We start from the raw sequence: 16,382 nt of genomic DNA on the forward strand, positions 1-16,382 counted from the left end.
TTTACAGCGGCCTTTTTATGGACTCTATTAACTCCCCTGCTATTTCTCTTCAAGGAACTCGGCGTAACCCGACTGATGCGGTTGTGCGAAAACCACATGCCGTGGGAATCTCCGTTGTTCGCGTACTCGATCCACTTCGATCTCGATAAACCCTTACCCTGGTTACGCCATTTCCAAGAACCCTGACTTCGATTGGGATCGCATCCTGATCGACGAAGATGAACTGCGCCGGGTTGACGACATCTCATGCCCAAGCACTGTATCGCCTCGCAGATAACTAAGATAAACGGCCGAATACGATCGTCCGTTTCGCCGGGGATGTCTCACGCTACTGCTCGTAAAGCGCGCACTTTCTCGTATCGCGAGAATCCGATCTTGATGCCGACTAGCATGGGGGCGGCGATTACAAAAAGCAGGGCCACGGCGATGAACGCTGTGTCGAAGGCAATCACCGTGGACTGAATTGTCACTGACCGGCCCAGAAGGCTCATCGCTGCCCGGCTAGCGGCCGTTGTATCCATTCCTTTCGCGCTCAGCATGGCAGTCGTGGTCGTCATTCGCTCGATGACCGCGGCCCCGCCTGGGGTGACGTTGGCGCCGAGGACCACGGCATTGGTGACGACGTTATGGTCGATCAGTGTCTGGAGCCCTGCGACTCCAATGAGGCCACCTAGTTGGCGACCCGTATTGAAAAGGCCTATTCCACTGGCGAGGTTTCGGCTGTTGAGGTGGCTGAAGGCGATCAGCGTGATCGATAAAAACAGAAAGCCAAGCCCCAACCCGCGCAACAGGATAGCCGCCATCATGTCGTCCGCGCCGCTTTCGCTGGTAGAACCGGACAGCATCCACATCGCCACCATGATCATCAGGATGCCAAAGGGCACGGTGGCGAACGGCGCAACGCGGCGGGCCTGCATGAGCCAAGCCGATATGAGCAGCGCGCCGACAAAAAACGCGCCGCTGGGCAACAGGAGCCGACCGGCATCGGTAGGCGTGAACCCGAGGACCGACAGGGCGAACGCCGGAATCAGGAACGCGCTGCCGAACAAGGCGGCGCCGGCAACAAAACTGACGATAAAGGCGAAAGAAAAATCGCTCGATTTGAACAGGGTGAAGTCCAGCAGCCCCTGCCCTTTGGCCAACACTTGTTGACCGAAAAATGCCAGCAGAGCGGCTGCGCCGATCACGGTTAGCCACAGGATGTGAGGCTCCTCGAACCAGTCCCATCGGCTGCCTTGGCTGAGAACGTAGGTGAAACAGAACAAGGTGGCAGAGATCAGCGAGAAGCCGATCCAGTCAAACGGACGATGCCGGACCTTGACGGGCATTGGGCCGTCCGCGATCAGCACAAGTCCGGTAGCCGCCAAAGCAATCGGGACAACGCTGAAGAAAATCCATGTCCAGGATTGGCTATCGATCAACCACCCTTGAAGCGCCGGGGCGAGCGTCGCGGGCGCGACAACGGAGCCCATGGCAAACAGGGCCTGGAGGATGGGCTGACGGGACCGCGGATAAGCGCGAAATATCATCGCCTGCCCCCCGACCAGCAGCGTGCCGCCGGCGAAGCCCTGAATCACCCGAAGTGCAACCAGCAGATCCAGCCGAGCGGTAATGGCGGCAATGCCACACGCCAGGCCCATGACCAGGGTCGAGCTGATGATCACATGACGCGCAGCGAAACGGTTTATCAGCCAAGGAGCGGTCATGAACCCGATCAGCTTGAGCGCAATGTAGCCAATATCCAACCAGGCAAACTCATCTGGCGTTGCATAGGTGTCGCCGATGATGTCGCTGCGTCCGAGCGACAGAACGGTGCTGGCAATCGCTTCCGTCAGCGTGGCAAGCACAATGCCGGCAATGAGCAGGACACCGGTCGTAGCGCTGGCGTTGCTCCGCGTGGCACTGGCAACCGTGTTCATGAGCCGCCCCCTTGCGCCACCTCGACCCGCGCGGACAAGCCAGGCACGATGCGGCCCGGCAACGGGTTGTGGGCAAGCCGGATTTTTACCGGAACCCGCTGCACGACACGCACAAAGTTCCCTGTTGCATTGTCTGTGGGGAGCAAGCTGAACGCCGACCCACTGCCCGGTGCAAAACTGTCGACCATGCCTTCAAGTGCCTCGTTCGGGTAGCCGTCGACCGTAATGCGCACACGCTGACCGGGGCGGATATGTTCGAGCTGGGTCTCCTTGAAATTCGCCACGACCCACACATCATTGACCGGCACGATATCGAGCAAGGCCCCACCCGGCGTAACGAACCGGCCGACGCGGACCTGACGGTTACCGACAACGCCATCAACAGGCGCGTGTACCACGGTGCTGTCGAGATCGATCTGGGCCAGATCGCGCGCGGCCTGTGCCTGCGCCACAGCAGCAACGGCAGCTTCTCGCTGGGCCACAAGGACGGTGATGCGTTGCTGTTGAGCCTCGACCGTTGCCGAAGCCGCCGATACCGTCGCCTCGGCTCTGGAGCGTGCCGTGCCGGTTTCATCGACGAGGGCCTGGCTGACCGCGTTGCTGACGATAAGTTTTTGGCTGCGATCGTGGGTCTTGGTCGCCAGATTCATCTCGGCGGAGGCCGAGCGGCGCTGGGCTTCGGCCTGTCGAATCAGGCTACGCTGAAGCTGGGTTTCGGCATCGACATGGGTCAGGCGCGCCTGGGCAGCGCTGACATTGGCCACTGCTTGAGCAAGTCGCGCTCGATAGTCCCTATCGTCAATCCGGAACAGGACATCCCCCGCACGGACGGTCTGGTTGTCCTCGACCTCTACCGCCGTGACATAGCCGGCAACTTTGGCGGCGAGCGAGGTGAGGTCGCCGCGCACATAAGCGTTATCGGTGGAGGTCGCACCACTCGAAAACGCCATGGCCCATCCGCCAGCCAAGACCGCCACGGCGCCGATGCACAGCAGGATGCCAATCGTCTTTTTCTTGCTTTGCCGCGCCACCACGACAGGGATCTCATCGCTTGCGCTGGTGGCAATGGCGGCCTTGTCCTGAAGCGAGTTCATGTTCTTGTTTCCTGTTCAATGCCAAGGGACCTGCAACAACCGCAGGACGGCAGTGACCTGCCGCCCGGCTGTTGAGCGTCGATGAGCGCGTTGATCGGCTCACTTCTTAATAGGTGTAACGAGCTCCTTTTCGTTGCTGTCGAGGACGAACACGGCCAGCAGGCGTGCGGGCTTCGTGTCGCTGGCGTTGGCGCTGACTTCGTGCACGGAGCCCGGCTCCTCTACGAAGTTTTCGCCGACGTTGTAGATCTTTTCCGGCTCGCCTTTGACTTTGATGCGAAACGAGCCCTCCAGGACCGTTGCATAAATGAAGGCCGTTTTCGGATGGGTGTGGGACGGCGACGCGGCGCCCGGCCCGTACTCGACCAGCACGCCCTTCATGCTTTTGCCAGGGAGGTTGGGAATGGGCCGGTCAAATACGACCGACACCTTGCCTGCGGGCGGCTCGGCGGCCGACGCTGCGGTGATCGACAGCGCTGCGAAGGCAGCGGCCAAGAGATATCGGGTAAACATGGCAATTCTCCTTTATGCGTATGTGTTGTGATGGCGCGGCCCGTTACCGAGCCGTCGACTGACCGAGCCAGTCCTCGAAGCGGATCGCGCCCAGGCGTGGGTTCTTGCCGGGGGTCAGCGATTGATCGTCGAGCACCGAACCGAAGTAGCGCGCGTGCACATCCGGCACGACCTTGCGCGTGTCCTGAGTGGCCCGCAGGAAGCGCCTGACCAGTTCGTCGAGTGGCATGGCCTCGGGACCGGCGACTTCGACCGTGCCATTGACCGGCGTTGCTAGCGTGACCTCGGCGAGCGCCGCCACCACGTCGTCGGAGGCCATCGGCTGGATCAGCGCCGGTGACAGGCAAATCTCCTCGCCAACGGTGGCCGCCTGCGCAATGCCGCCGACAAACTCGAAGAACTGTGTGGCACGCAAAATGGTGTAAGGGATGCCGGACGCCTTGATCAGGTTTTCCTGCGCGACCTTGGCCCGGAAATAGCCGTTTTCGGGAAGCCGTTCACTGCCGACGATCGACAGGGCAACGTGATGGCGAACGCCAGCGGCCGCCTCGGCAGCCAGCAGGTTACGGCTCGATGTTTCGAAGAACTCGAGCACGGCCTGGTCTTCCCATGAGGGCGCATTCGCCACGTCGACGACGATATCGGCGCCATCCATCGCTTGGGCCAGGCCCTCGCGAGTGATGCTGTTCACGCCCGTGCTGGGGGCGGCTGCGAGCGCTTCGTGGCCGCGCTCGCGGAGGATCTTCACAAGTTTCGATCCGATGAGGCCGGTGCCTCCAATGACGACGATCTTCATGGTTTCTCTCCGCTTCTCGACGGCAACCATTGCCGTCGATGTAGATCGAGAGTGCCAGCGCGTATCAGGGAAGTCCTTGTGCCGGCCTTGGGTTTGCCTTCAGGCAAGCTTGGTTTTTCGTCCAAAGACTGGCGTCCCTCGCTGGACGGTGCAGCGGGTTACACGCTGTCGTATTATTCGATACCACTTACTAATCGCCTGCTCAGACACGGAGTCGGGGGCGCTCGACCAGGGGATTCTTACCTTGCCATTCGTGTTTGAAGACTACGTGCTCGATCAGCAGCGCCGGGAACTGACCTTGCGCGGGCAAGTCGTGGCTGTCGGGCCGCAGGTCTTCGATCTATTGCTGCAGCTCGTCAGCAACCGCGATCGCGTCGTCAGCAAGGACGACCTGCTCAGCGCCGTGTGGAGCGGTCGGATCGTCTCGGAATCGACGATCACCAGCCACATCAATGCGGTGCGCAAAGCCATCGGCGATACCGGCGAAGAACAGCGCTTGGTGCGCACAGTCGCCCGTAAGGGCTACCGCTTCGTCGGCGAGATCAAGGTGGATGAGGTCGGGGAAACGCGACAGCCTGACATCGAAGAGCCCACTCCCGAGGACCTGAAGCAAACGCCTCCACCCACCCTCGTCCTGCCGGACAAACCCTCCATTACTGTCTTGCCCTTTCAAAACCTGAGCGGCGATCCGGAGCAGGAGTATTTCGCCGATGGCATGGTGGAGGACATCATCACCGCCCTGTCGCGTATCCGCTGGCTGTTCGTCATCGCACACAATTCAAGCTTCACCTACAAGGGACGGGACGTGGACGTCCAGGGCGTTGGCCAGACACTCGGCGTGCGCTACGTGCTGGAAGGTAGCGTGCGCAAGTCCGGGAACAAGGTACGCATCACCGGGCAGCTGATCGACGCGACGACCGGGATGCATATCTGGGCGGAGCGCTTCGAAGGAATGCTCCACGACATCTTCGAGCTGCAGGATCAAATCGCCGAAAGCGTCGTCGGCGCCATAGCACCGCAGCTGGAACGGGCGGAAATCGAGCGCGCCAAGCGCAAACCGACGGAAAGCCTGGACGCTTACGACTATTACCTGCGCGCAATGCCGAAACTGCACAACGGCACCCGCGAAGCCATCGAGCAAGCGCTGCCGTTGTTCTACAAGGCCATCGAGCTCGATCCGGAATTCGCATCGGCCTATGGCATGGCAGCCTGGTGCCACTTCTGGCGCAAGTTGAATGGCTGGATGACCGATCGGCCTCAAGAAATCGCCGAGGGCGCACGGCTTGCGCGTCTGGCGGTGGAACTCGGCCGGGATGATGCGGTGGCGCTGACGCGAGGCGGACATGCACTTGCCCATCTCGCCGGCGATGTCGATGGCGGCATTGCCCTGCTCGACAGGGCACGCCTGCTCAACCCCAACCTCGCCCCCGCGTGGTTCCTCGGCGGGATCCTGCGCGCGCTGCGCGGCGAAACAGACGCCGCCATCGAGCATCTGACCCATGCCGTTCGCTTGAGCCCGCTGGATCCGGAAATGTTCAGAATGCAGGTCGGGATGGCGCTCGCCCACTTCGTCGCCGGGCGCTTCGATGCCGCTGCTGCTTGGGCGGAAAAGGCGCTGGGTAACCTGCCCTGCCTTCTGATATCGGTTGCCCTGATGGCGGCCAGTCATGCACTCAGCGGACGCATGGACAAAGCGAAGCAAGCGATGCAGCGTTTGCATGAGCTGGATCCGTCTTTGCGCATTTCTAACCTGAAGGAGTGGTTGCCAATCCAGCGTCCTGAGGATTTTGCGCGGTTTGCTGATGGGTTGCGGCTGGCTGGGTTGCCGGAGTGACTGTGGTCTGGTGAACTGCGAAATTGCTTGCTAAAGCCAACGCATGCGATGACCTGGCTCCCGGAGCTGCCGAAGAAAGTCGTGTTCGCCCTCAGCTCCCCACCCGACGGCTATGCCCAGCTCCTGTCAGTATGCTTAATGTTAAGGCTTTACATGGGCTCATCCCTGTCCGACTCAGAATTCATGCCGGCCGCGACGTGAACGCCAGGCGAACCGCAAGCAACACCAATACGAATGCCAGGCCCCGCGACTGCCACTTCGCGGACTCGCCTTTGTGGGACGCGTAACCCCGGATGATTCCCCCCACCAGGCCCAGCGCGACGTGGAAAAAGGCCGCGATCAGTGTCAACACCAGCCCCAGCGTCACGATTTGCTGTGCGACCGGAGAACTGCCCCGAACAACGAACTGCGGCAAAAACACCATGAAGAACAGCAGCGCTTTCGGGTTGAGCAAAGAGTTCAGCATCGCACGTATGAACACCGACATCAGCGAGGCCTGGATGGCGGAGTGGAGTGGAAGTCCGGCACGAACCCGTATGGCCTTCCAGGCCATCCAGAGCAGATAGAACGCACCGGTCCAGCGGATCAGGTCGAACGACGGTGGCCACTGCGCTATTGCGGCCGTGAGACCGGCTGCGGTGAGCGCGGTCAATACGAGGTCAGCTGCGCCAATTCCCAATGCAGCAACGACGCCGCCACGCCAGCCGTAGCTCGCGCCGTGCGCAATCACGAAGGCCATGTTGGGGCCGGGAGACATCAGCAACAGCAACACCGCCCCCGCAAACAGCAGTAGCGTCGATGGCTCTACCATGTGTGCTCCAGATCGCCGCGATAGACGATGTGAAGCTTGTTGCCATCAGGGTCTCGAAGGTAGGCACCGTAGTAGCCCTCGCCATACCAGGGCCGCTCACCCGGAGTGCCTTCATCAGTACCGCCCTTCAGAATCCCCGCTGTGTAGGCCGCGCGTACGATGTCGGGCGTTTCGGCATGAAACGCGAGCATGCTGCCATTGCCCGGCGTGGCCGCAAGACCATTACGCGGCAAGTAGACATAGAACCTGGGCAGTGTGAGCGTCGGATGGACCCAGCAAGCCGAGGCGGGACCTCCATCCGGAGTCACCGCGCGGCGGATCAGCCCGAGTGGCGCAAGCACGGCGTCATAAAAAGCCGATGCTCTTTCGAGGTCGGTGCATCCCACAGTAACGTGACTGAACATGTCTCAATCGATTCGACGCCACTGGAACGGTTGCGTCCTGCGCGCCGAGCTCGCCTCCTTGTTTTGTGAGGTAGTGGAGCCTACGCTCGCCACTTGATACACACAAAGAATTGTTCTAGGTACATTCAATGACGATGCCACGGTACAAAACCATTGCTGACCAGGTAGCGGAAGACATTCGCAGCGGACGTTTGCGCCCTGGAACCCAACTCCCGACAGTACGCACATTGATGAACGAACATGGCATTGCGCTTGCGACAGCAGCTCGCGTTTACCGCACGCTGGAATCGATGGGCCTGGTGGTGGGTGAAATGGGGCGTGGCACCTTTGTGCGCGACACATCCCTTCCACGCGACCTCGGTCTGCAACCGGCATCCGAAGCTGGAATAATTGACCTGACCTTCAATAATCCAGCGGTTCCCGGGCAAGCAGAGATGCTGAGGCAGGCACTGCGCAGCATCGCATCGTCGGGCGATCTGGACGCCTTGTTGCGCAACGCCCCCCATGGCGGGCGTCCGCATGAACGAGAAATCGCTGCGAAACATCTTCGCAATCGAGGGATTCGAGTCCCCGGATCGCAGGTGTTGATCGTCAATGGCGCGCAGCAAGGGCTGGCGCTCGCGATGATGGCGATGCTCAAGCCGGGCGACGTACTCGCTGTCGACGCGCTCACTTATCCGGGCATCAAAGCGCTGGCCGTCGTCCATCGCATTGAGCTTCTGCCTATACCGTTGGCTGATGGCAAGACCAATCTCGATGCGCTCGCGGCAAGTTGCAAGCGGCGTCCGGTACGCGCGTTTTATGCGATGCCAACCCTACACAATCCGCTGGGATCGATCATGCCGGCCGCCGAACGTAAGCGTTTGGTAGCGCTGGCCGAGGAACACGATTTTGCGCTGATCGAGGACGGCGCCTATGCGTTTCTAGCCGAGCCGGCGCCGAAGCCGTTGTTCATGCTCGCACCGAATCGCACGATCTACGTTTCCGGCCTTTCCAAAAGCGTCGCCTCGGGCTTGCGAATCGGATTCATCGCAGCGCCTGTATCGCTCATCCCTGCGCTCGAGCAAGCCGTGCGAGCCTCCACATGGAGTTCGCCATCGATCACCGTCGAACTGGGGTGTCGCTGGATCGAAGAAGGCGTGGTGGATGACCTGGAAGAATTGAAGCGCAAAGACGCCGCGAATAGACAACGACTTGCCCGCCGCATTTTCGGCGGCATCAACCTGATCGCGCATCCAAACGCCTACTTCCTGTGGCTACCATTGCCCGAAGACATGCGGGCCGAGAGCATTGCTGCTGCATTGCGGCGCGACAACATTTTGGTCACGACAGCAGAGCCGTTTTCTGCTGCATCCCATGCGCCTAATGCGCTGCGCGTGGCGCTGGGATCGGTGCCTGTTGAAACGCTTGAACTCGCCCTGAAAAAAGTGAGAGTTGCCTGCGGCTATTAGTTTGAGTTTTCATACCATCACATGTCAGATTTCACTTGGCGCGGAGCAAATATCCGATCGTACCTCGTCGATGTTTTCAGCATGATTTTCTACAACCTAGTGGGCGAGCACTGCTATTTCGGGCCGGTTTTAGTCCGGGTTTCGCAGGTTGGTGGAATATCGCCCGTGTTGCACGGCGAATTGATCCCGTGGCTTCGCACTAGCGACGGTAGTAGCGGCGCCTGAACGGCTGTGACTTCAGTTGCGAAAACAGGGGTTGAGGTTTTCATCTGTGTTGCTGATGCCGAGCCCACCGCCGCGAACGCGAACAGGCCGAAGAGCACCATCCGTGGGTCATGGAGTTCGGCTTTCTCACAAAAAACCGCGAACAGAGTTAACGATGAAAGTTATGCGCGGCGGTTCGAATGTGGGCTTTAATGTCCGTGCTTATAGGCAGCCACATTAGCTTCGATTCCGTACGAAGATGAATGCGCCTAACGGCGGGTTCAGGTTGCCATGCCCTTATCCAATCAAGGAAGAAACGACATTGAAAATAGCTTTCGGCGCCCTATTGTTGACCTGGCTGACGACTCTCGCACTCGCTGACGAGAACCCTGTCGGCTTCCAATCTTCCACACTGCCGGACTCGCACAATGACCGCTCACTGGAGATGGTCGTCTGGTACCCCAGTGCAACGACCGCAGCCACGCAATTGATCGGCGATGATGCGGCGTTTGTCGGTGCTTCCGCCGTTCGTGACGCGCCCCCCGCTGGTGGCAAGCATCCATTGCTGGTGCTCTCCCACGGATACAGGGGGAACTGGAGCAACCAGATCTGGCTTGCCAGTGCTCTGGCCCATCGGGGTTACATCGTCGCCGCAATCAATCACCCTGGCACCACGACCCATGACCGTAGCCCTAAGGCAGCGGCGCAGTTGTGGCAGCGGCCCGTTGATGTGCGCCGAGTCATTGATGCGGTCACGACTCAACCTGAAAAATTCGGCTTGGTCGCCAATGGCCGAATTGCAGTAGTGGGCCATTCACTCGGCGGCTGGACCGCCCTGGAGATCGCCGGCGCTCGTTTCGATCCAGACCGCTTCGCCCATGACTGCAAAGCCCACCCGCAGTTATCAAGTTGCACCATCTATGGAAAGATGAGCCCCGCAAGCACCTCAGAATCAAAGGCCGCGTTAGCCGCCGATTTGCGCGATAAACGCGTCACTGCTGTGGTTACATTGGACCTGGGCCTTTCACGGGGCCTGACCGATGGAAGCCTGGCCGCGCTGCCGGTACCAGCGCTGGTGATCGCCGCCGGCGTACCGTCGCGCGAGCTTCCCGCTGAGTTGGAGTCTGCCAACCTGGCCAAACGCCTGCCTGCGGCGTCAAGCCGTTACGTCGAAATCAGCGACGCCAGCCATTTCAGCTTCTTGTCGGTGTGCAAACCTGGCGCGCAGGAAATGCTGGAAGAAGACGTACCAGGCGATGGCATCATTTGCCAGGATGGCGACAGCGCTCGCCCGCGCGAGGTGATTCAACAGCAGATTGCATCGTTGATAGCAGAGTTTCTTCAGTCTTCTATTTACGAAGAGGACAGTTTGTAAGCTCGTGTTACGGCTGTATGTTGTAAGACTTTCGAGCGGTGAGGTTCTGCCAGCTTATAACTCTATGCGTTCATACCTCTCCCAAAGTTGGCTCATGAGTGATGAATGGGTGTATCAGTGGGGGCATTGGTGGAACTGTAATGCGATAAAGTTTGCTAAGGGAGAAATCGCCATGTATTGGCGTTTGTGCTTTGGGCTTTCCAGAAGTCGTGTGTATTCGCCTTACGCAACAAGCCCACGTCGCAAACCACTCATACAGACACTTCTTCGAGGTATTGGGCGGGTCATGGCGCTACCCCCGCTTGTGACAGCTCAATTCTGGTTGGCTATCTGGTCTGGGCTGTTTGTGATGGATCGCGATGACAGGCTCAGCTTCAGGTGTCTGTGGAGAGGTGAAAGGCAGCTTCTGGTCCAGTGTGTGTAAAAACGCCTTCGCGAACCCTTGCTATGATTTCTGAGGATTTCATCGCAGGGATCGCCCATGAAGCGCTTTATCCAAGGTGAACATCGAGGCCAAGGCACCTTACTTCCCGAGAGTCTCGACGACTACGTCAGCGATACCAATCCGGTGCGCGTAGTCGACGTCTTCGTCGACGAACTAGACCTGGTCAATCTGGGTTTTGAAGGTGCGATCCCAGCCGATACTGGCCGGCCGGCTTACCACCCCGCGATCTTGCTAAAGATATACATCTACGGCTATCTCAACCGCATCCAGTCAAGCCGGCGGTTGGAACGAGAAGCTCAACGCAACGTCGAACTGATGTGGTTGACCGGACGTTTGATGCCGGACTTCAAGACCATTGCCAACTTCCGAAAAGACAACAGCAAGGCCATCCGGGGCGTCTGTCGCCAGTTCGTTGTGCTGTGTCAGCAGTTGGGATTATTCGGAGAAAATCTGGTCGCCATCGATGGCAGTAAATTCAAAGCAGTCAACAACCGCGACCGCAATTTCACCAGCGCCAAACTGAAGCGGCGAATGGAAGAAATTGAATCGAGTATCAGCCGCTACCTGACGGCACTCGATGCTGCCGATCGGCAAGAACCCATAGCTTCCGAGCCCAGTGCCGTGCGGCTGGAAGAGAAAATCGCCAAGCTCAAAACTCAAATGAAAGAGCTTCAGGCGATCGAAATCCAGCTCAATGAATCGCCGGATAAACAGGTCTCACTGACCGATCCAGACGCCCGTTCCATGATGACGCGCGGCACGGGAATCGTCGGCTACAACGTGCAGACAGCGGTCGATACCCAGCACCATTTGATCGTTGCGCATGAGGTGACTAACGTCGGTTCCGACCACGATCAACTCAACTCGATGGCCAAGCAGGCCCGCGAGGCGATGGCGTCAGATACGTTGTCGGTGGTGGCTGACCGAGGCCAACCATGTACGGTACCCACACGCTACGGAGAACCAAGGTATCGCTAATCTATCGCAGGACGAAGAACCTGAGAGCAGTACGACTCCTGCTTGGCCGTACGAAGCTCGAATGTACCGTCAGATACCTGGGGATCGAGGTCGATGACGCCCTGGAAATGGCGGAACAGACGGACGTCTGACCACCCACTGCAACGGTCGAGGCTAGACCGTCGCAGTCTCTTGCCCGGCTCGAGATCGGGCAATGCCATATGACCAGAAGGAAGGATTTGTTCAAGCATTGCTTGGCGAGGCACCAATCGCTGCAGATCTTCCATCGTGACGTTCCAGCTTTCCAGGCGTCTATAACTTTGTAGCCAAGGTTGGCTCTCATCCTGAAAGAGGGAGAACTTTTATGATCATTAAACCGCGCGTTCGCGGCTTTGTCTGTGTGACTACCCATCCCACTGGCTGCGAAGCCAACGTCAAGAATCAGATCGATTACGTTACTACGAAAGGATTGATCACCGGGGGGCCAAAGAGCGTACTCGTGATCGGTGCATCGACCGGATACGGACTTGCTGCACGGATAACGGCAGCTTTTGGTTGTGGCGCCAATACTCTCGGTGTGTTTTTCGAACGTGAAGGCGATGAGGGCAAGCTCGGCACCGCCGGCTGGTACAACACAGCGGCCTTTCACACGTTTGCCGAGTCCGACGGCCTCTACGCCAAGAGCATCAATGGCGATGCTTTTTCCGATGAGATCAAACAGAAGACTATCGACGTTATCAAGCGCGACTTCGGGAAGGTCGACCTGGTTGTTTACAGTCTTGCCGCGCCGCGCCGGACACACCCCAAGACGGGTGAAGTATTCAGTTCTACCCTCAAGCCGCTCGACAAGGCCGTGACCTTGCGGGGCCTGGATACTGATAAGGAAGTGGTCAAGGACACCACGCTACAACCCGCGACCCAAAGCGAAATCGATGGCACGGTGGCCGTGATGGGCGGCGAAGACTGGCAGATGTGGATCGATGCCCTGCACGAAGCGGGTGTTTTGGCTGATGGGGCGAAAACGACCGCGTTCACTTACCTGGGCGAAAAACTGACTCATGACATCTACTGGAATGGCTCCATTGGTGTGGCCAAGAAGGACCTGGATCAGAAAGTCCTTGGTATCCGTGAACGGTTGGCTGTGCTGGGGGGCGATGCGCGGGTCTCGGTATTAAAAGCGGTGGTTACCCAGGCAAGTTCCGCTATCCCGATCATGCCGCTGTACCTGTCATTGTTGTTCAAAGTCATGAAGGCGCAGGGCACACACGAGGGGTGTATCGAGCAGGTCTACGCGCTCTACAAAGACAGCTTGTACGGCCATTCTCCAGTTATGGATCAAGAGGGTCGCCTGCGCGCGGACTACAAGGAGCTCGCTCCCGAAATCCAGAATCGCGTCAAGCAACTCTGGGATCAGGTCAGTAATGACAACCTTTATGAACTTACTGACTTTTTCGGTTACAAGACGGAGTTCCTGCGTCTCTTCGGTTTCGGGATCGAAGGGGTGGACTACGAGGCTGAGGTCGATCCGGACGTCAAGATCTCCAACCTGGTTCAGGCTTAGGTCGCAAGTGTGGAAAGCTGCCTCGACGCCTCTGAGGCAGCTGCTGTCGTGGAGGGGCTGTAAATGGATGTCTGCTTCTGGCCGAAAGCGTCGTTCGTGAGCGGCAGCAATCAGCCGATTCTGTTGAAAAAGTAGCTCCCCTGACTGGCCTCCGGCAAAATCTCTTCATTGGCCGGAGGGGGATCACACAGCATGATGGGACAGTTATCGAGTGGGCAGGAGCGACTGTTTTACTCGTTCAACCTTGAAGATCACATCCCAGCGAATCACCTTCTGCGCAGCATTGATCGGTGTCTCGATCTGAGCGACCTGCGCCATTACCTCGCCGATTTCTATAGCCCGATTGGGCGTCCGTCGATTGATCCCGAACTGATGATTCGCATGCTGATCGTGGGCTATTGCTACGGCATTCGCTCAGAGCGGCGGTTGTGCGAAGAGGCCCATTTGAACCTGGCGTATCGCTGGTTCTGCCGGTTGAGCCTTGAAGATGAAGTACCCAATCACTCGACGTTTTCCAAAAATCGACACGGCCGTTTTCGGGACAGTGATCTGTTTCGCTGGTTGTTCAATGAAGTGCTGCGTCGCTGCATGGACGCCGGTCTGGTCAAGGGCGAAGGCTTTGCCGTGGACGCCAGCATTATCAAAGCAGATGCGAGTCGGCAGCGCGGCGTACCGGGAGATGAACAGGTCAACTGGAGCGATCCATCCCTGAGCACTCGCGCCGTGCGTGAGTACCTTGAAGGCCTCGATGAAGAGGCTCTGGCCGAAACGCTATCGAAGCGCCTATCGCTGACGGATCCTCAGGCCCGCTGGACCGCTGCTCCAGGAGGCCCAGCGTTCTTCGCCTATTCCACGAATTATCTGATCGATACCGAGCACGGCGTGATCATGGATGTGGAACCCACACCGGCTCATCGAACCGCAGAAGTCGAGAGCACCAAGACGATGATCGATCGGGTCGAAGCGCAGTTCGACATCAAACCGGAGCGCCTCATTGGCGACACCGCTTACGGTACCGCGCCGATGCTGGCCTGGATGGTGGAGGAAAAATACATCGAGCCACATGTGCCGGTGTGGGACAAAACTGAGCGCAAGAACGACAGCTTTTCGAGTAACGATTTCCACTGGAATGAAGAGGCCGAGGAATACCGCTGCCCGACCGGCAACCCATTGCGCAGCGAATGGCGAGCCTTCAAGAATGAGCGTTCACACGTCACCAAAGCCAACACCATCATCTTCCGATCCCGGCAGACCGACTGCGCTACGTGTCCGATGAAAGCCAAGTGCTGCCCGAACACTGCGTTCCGCAAGATCGCTCGCAGCGTCCATGAAGCCGCTCGCGATGTGGCTCGGCGCATTGCAGCAACGCCGGCATATCAGCGCTCTCGCCACGAACGTAAAAAGGTCGAAATGTTGTTTGCCCACCTCAAGCGCATCCTGAAATTGGATCGCCTGCGGCTACGTGGCATGAGTGGCGCGACGGATGAATTCACGCTGGCCGCTGCGGTGCAGAACCTGCGACGGCTGGCCAAATTTTCATCTCAAGGGCCACCAGTCACGGGATAGGTGCGCCTGCACCAAGCAAAAAACCTCAAATTAACCCAATAACAGAGCAGCAAAGGTCACCGAAGGGCCGAAAAACCACTCAATGTGGTGAGTAGGTTCTCCGGTGGTGGTCGTGCCTGGGTTCAGGCGATCTGAAAATCCGACTTTTTCAACAGAATCAGCCAGAAACGGACACTCGAACGCATCACCTGATCGGCTATTTTTGTAGGGCGAAGCGGTTACCCGTGTTCCGCTGCCAACAATGACCTGAACTGCGAAACGATCTCTGAAGAGAGTCCGGCAGCTTCGAACACGGCGCAGGTAAAGCTAACGGGTGCAGGGCCTGGAGCAGTTATGATGCGGTCGGCAACCACAGCTACTTGGCTGCTTCGATAAAGCGTGGTGCCTTCATAACCTACGGCATTCTGTTGTAAGAAGTCAGCGCTGTTCGAGGTATGAAAAACCGAGTCGAGAAGCCCGGCCCTCGCGAGTGCCAGTGTTCCCCCACAGATACCGGCAATTGTCGCTCCACTTGAACGACTAGCATGAAGAAAGTCCCGAATGTCCGGTGCATCTGCATGCTCCCAAATCATTCCACCGATGACGACAACAACGTCGGGCTTCCAGTCCAGGCATTGTTGCAAGTTGCTATCCACAGTTACAGCCAATCCACCCTGCGAGCGGAACTGCCCCGTAGCAGAGGCAAAAAACCTGACGTCGATCCCGTAAAACGGGGACGCGGTCCCTGCAATGAAAGCGTATTCCCAGTCCGCAAAACCGGGTGTCAGTATCAAGCCCACGCGTGCCATCAGTTAGAATCCTCCATGAAAACGACCAACATAAAGCGATAACAAATAGATCTCAACAGCTGCTTTGGATCGATAGCGGTCAATTCCAGCGTTAATCCACTACGAACAACTTGGCACCCGTCGTGCTGAAAGATCGATGCCCCTCAGCGTTGCTGCCCACCTGATAGCTCATCCCCGCGGTGAGTGTGACCTGACGACCATCCTCCAACTCCGTGTGCAACTCGCCTTCCAGGCACAACAGGATATGACCTCTCCAGCACCAGTGATCGGCCAGATAGCCAGGACTGTATTCAACCATCCGCACACGCGTCGAACCGAACTGGCAGGTTCGCCAATAGGCGGTACCCGTCTGTCCAACATACTCCAGAGGTTCGACAGTCGACCAATCGGTCGTACCAAAGGGAACATCGGTTAGGTACATGGTTGCCTCATCAATGAAAGGGTGTCTGTGGACCGTACCCATCCAGTGATCTTTTCGATAGACACAGATTCCCCGCATTTATGAGATACAGGCGCCCGCTCAAGCGTGAAAGCCAGAGGAAGCTCTCGGCAAGCGCTGCCTTGATGGAGTGTTTAGCCCGCTCTATGGAACCGTTATGATTAGCAGACAGCTCAGCGATAATACAAGGGGGTGTAGCTTCGCCAATCTCTCTATTGTCAATTT

13 protein-coding genes and 2 pseudogenes are annotated in these 16,382 nt (G+C 58.2%); 7 read left to right on the forward strand and 8 right to left on the reverse strand.

What is annotated here, in order from left to right:
- Positions 1-323: 323 nt before the first annotated feature.
- From LOY56_RS16495 to LOY56_RS16510, 4 genes are all read right to left on the reverse strand, one after another.
- The gene (locus LOY56_RS16495) at positions 324-1,919 is read right to left on the reverse strand and encodes a DHA2 family efflux MFS transporter permease subunit (protein ID WP_258615680.1); all 1,596 of its coding nucleotides are present in this window, start codon (positions 1,917-1,919) and stop codon (positions 324-326) included.
- On the reverse strand, positions 1,916-3,013 hold the full coding sequence (locus tag LOY56_RS16500; protein WP_258615681.1) for an HlyD family secretion protein: 1,098 nt from the start codon (positions 3,011-3,013) through the stop codon (positions 1,916-1,918). Before LOY56_RS16500 ends, LOY56_RS16495 begins: the two co-directional genes overlap by 4 nt.
- Positions 3,014-3,112: 99 nt before the next feature.
- Positions 3,113-3,526 (reverse strand): cupin domain-containing protein, encoded by a 414-nt coding sequence (locus LOY56_RS16505; RefSeq protein WP_258615683.1) that lies wholly within the window; start codon positions 3,524-3,526, stop codon positions 3,113-3,115.
- A 43-nt stretch (positions 3,527-3,569) separates the two neighbouring features.
- Positions 3,570-4,322: an SDR family oxidoreductase gene (locus tag LOY56_RS16510; RefSeq protein WP_258615684.1), complete on the reverse strand. Its 753-nt coding sequence runs from the start codon at positions 4,320-4,322 to the stop codon at positions 3,570-3,572.
- Positions 4,323-4,566: 244 nt separating this feature from the next.
- Here LOY56_RS16510 and LOY56_RS16515 point away from each other — a divergent pair, with 244 nt between their 5' ends.
- Positions 4,567-6,156 (forward strand): winged helix-turn-helix domain-containing protein, encoded by a 1,590-nt coding sequence (locus tag LOY56_RS16515; protein WP_258615686.1) that lies wholly within the window; start codon positions 4,567-4,569, stop codon positions 6,154-6,156.
- A 181-nt stretch (positions 6,157-6,337) separates the two neighbouring features.
- Here the strand turns inward: LOY56_RS16515 and LOY56_RS16520 are convergent, their stop codons facing one another.
- Both LOY56_RS16520 and LOY56_RS16525 read right to left on the reverse strand, forming a co-directional pair.
- Positions 6,338-6,967, reverse strand: a complete 630-nt coding sequence (locus LOY56_RS16520; RefSeq protein ID WP_258615688.1) for a LysE family translocator — start codon at positions 6,965-6,967, stop codon at positions 6,338-6,340.
- Positions 6,961-7,371: a VOC family protein gene (locus LOY56_RS16525; protein ID WP_258615691.1), complete on the reverse strand. Its 411-nt coding sequence runs from the start codon at positions 7,369-7,371 to the stop codon at positions 6,961-6,963. The genes LOY56_RS16520 and LOY56_RS16525 overlap by 7 nt, the downstream gene beginning before the upstream one ends.
- A gap of 128 nt (positions 7,372-7,499) precedes the next feature.
- Here LOY56_RS16525 and LOY56_RS16530 point away from each other — a divergent pair, with 128 nt between their 5' ends.
- The 6 genes and pseudogenes from LOY56_RS16530 to LOY56_RS16555 all read left to right on the forward strand — a co-directional run bounded on the left by LOY56_RS16530 (position 7,500) and on the right by LOY56_RS16555 (position 14,930).
- Positions 7,500-8,822: a PLP-dependent aminotransferase family protein gene (locus tag LOY56_RS16530; RefSeq protein ID WP_258615693.1), complete on the forward strand. Its 1,323-nt coding sequence runs from the start codon at positions 7,500-7,502 to the stop codon at positions 8,820-8,822.
- A 526-nt stretch (positions 8,823-9,348) separates the two neighbouring features.
- Positions 9,349-10,401, forward strand: a complete 1,053-nt coding sequence (locus LOY56_RS16535) for an alpha/beta fold hydrolase (protein WP_258615695.1) — start codon at positions 9,349-9,351, stop codon at positions 10,399-10,401.
- 481 nt (positions 10,402-10,882) lie between these two features.
- A pseudogene (locus tag LOY56_RS16540) lies at positions 10,883-11,776 on the forward strand (IS1182 family transposase); the annotation flags it as partial.
- A pseudogene (locus tag LOY56_RS16545) lies at positions 11,776-11,955 on the forward strand (integrase); the annotation flags it as partial. The pseudogenes LOY56_RS16540 and LOY56_RS16545, both read left to right, overlap by 1 nt.
- A 212-nt stretch (positions 11,956-12,167) precedes the next feature.
- On the forward strand, positions 12,168-13,364 hold the full coding sequence (gene fabV, locus LOY56_RS16550; protein WP_258615696.1) for an enoyl-ACP reductase FabV: 1,197 nt from the start codon (positions 12,168-12,170) through the stop codon (positions 13,362-13,364).
- Between the two features lie 192 nt (positions 13,365-13,556).
- On the forward strand, positions 13,557-14,930 hold the full coding sequence (locus LOY56_RS16555) for a transposase (protein ID WP_258615697.1): 1,374 nt from the start codon (positions 13,557-13,559) through the stop codon (positions 14,928-14,930).
- A gap of 218 nt (positions 14,931-15,148) precedes the next feature.
- On the opposite strand, the gene LOY56_RS16560 is transcribed toward LOY56_RS16555, so the two are convergent.
- Both LOY56_RS16560 and LOY56_RS16565 read right to left on the reverse strand, forming a co-directional pair.
- On the reverse strand, positions 15,149-15,718 hold the full coding sequence (locus tag LOY56_RS16560; RefSeq protein WP_258615699.1) for a DJ-1/PfpI family protein: 570 nt from the start codon (positions 15,716-15,718) through the stop codon (positions 15,149-15,151).
- A gap of 91 nt (positions 15,719-15,809) precedes the next feature.
- Positions 15,810-16,139: a DHCW motif cupin fold protein gene (locus tag LOY56_RS16565; protein ID WP_258615701.1), complete on the reverse strand. Its 330-nt coding sequence runs from the start codon at positions 16,137-16,139 to the stop codon at positions 15,810-15,812.
- Positions 16,140-16,382 lie beyond the last annotated feature (243 nt).

This window comes from Pseudomonas sp. B21-048, from assembly GCF_024748615.1.
Taxonomy (GTDB): Bacteria; Pseudomonadota; Gammaproteobacteria; order Pseudomonadales; family Pseudomonadaceae; genus Aquipseudomonas.

Excerpts from the sequence above, each read along its gene's own strand:
- LOY56_RS16495 (WP_258615680.1), bottom strand. The coding sequence starts at position 1,919 with ATGAACACGGTTGCCAGTGCCACGCGGAGCAACGCCAGCGCTACGACC.
- LOY56_RS16500 (WP_258615681.1), bottom strand. The coding sequence starts at position 3,013 with ATGAACTCGCTTCAGGACAAGGCCGCCATTGCCACCAGCGCAAGCGAT.
- LOY56_RS16505 (WP_258615683.1), bottom strand. The coding sequence starts at position 3,526 with ATGTTTACCCGATATCTCTTGGCCGCTGCCTTCGCAGCGCTGTCGATC.
- LOY56_RS16510 (WP_258615684.1), bottom strand. The coding sequence starts at position 4,322 with ATGAAGATCGTCGTCATTGGAGGCACCGGCCTCATCGGATCGAAACTT.
- LOY56_RS16520 (WP_258615688.1), bottom strand. The coding sequence starts at position 6,967 with ATGGTAGAGCCATCGACGCTACTGCTGTTTGCGGGGGCGGTGTTGCTG.
- LOY56_RS16525 (WP_258615691.1), bottom strand. The coding sequence starts at position 7,371 with ATGTTCAGTCACGTTACTGTGGGATGCACCGACCTCGAAAGAGCATCG.
- LOY56_RS16530 (WP_258615693.1), top strand. The coding sequence starts at position 7,500 with ATGACGATGCCACGGTACAAAACCATTGCTGACCAGGTAGCGGAAGAC.
- fabV (WP_258615696.1), top strand. The coding sequence starts at position 12,168 with ATGATCATTAAACCGCGCGTTCGCGGCTTTGTCTGTGTGACTACCCAT.
- LOY56_RS16555 (WP_258615697.1), top strand. The coding sequence starts at position 13,557 with ATGATGGGACAGTTATCGAGTGGGCAGGAGCGACTGTTTTACTCGTTC.
- LOY56_RS16560 (WP_258615699.1), bottom strand. The coding sequence starts at position 15,718 with ATGGCACGCGTGGGCTTGATACTGACACCCGGTTTTGCGGACTGGGAA.
- LOY56_RS16565 (WP_258615701.1), bottom strand. The coding sequence starts at position 16,139 with ATGTACCTAACCGATGTTCCCTTTGGTACGACCGATTGGTCGACTGTC.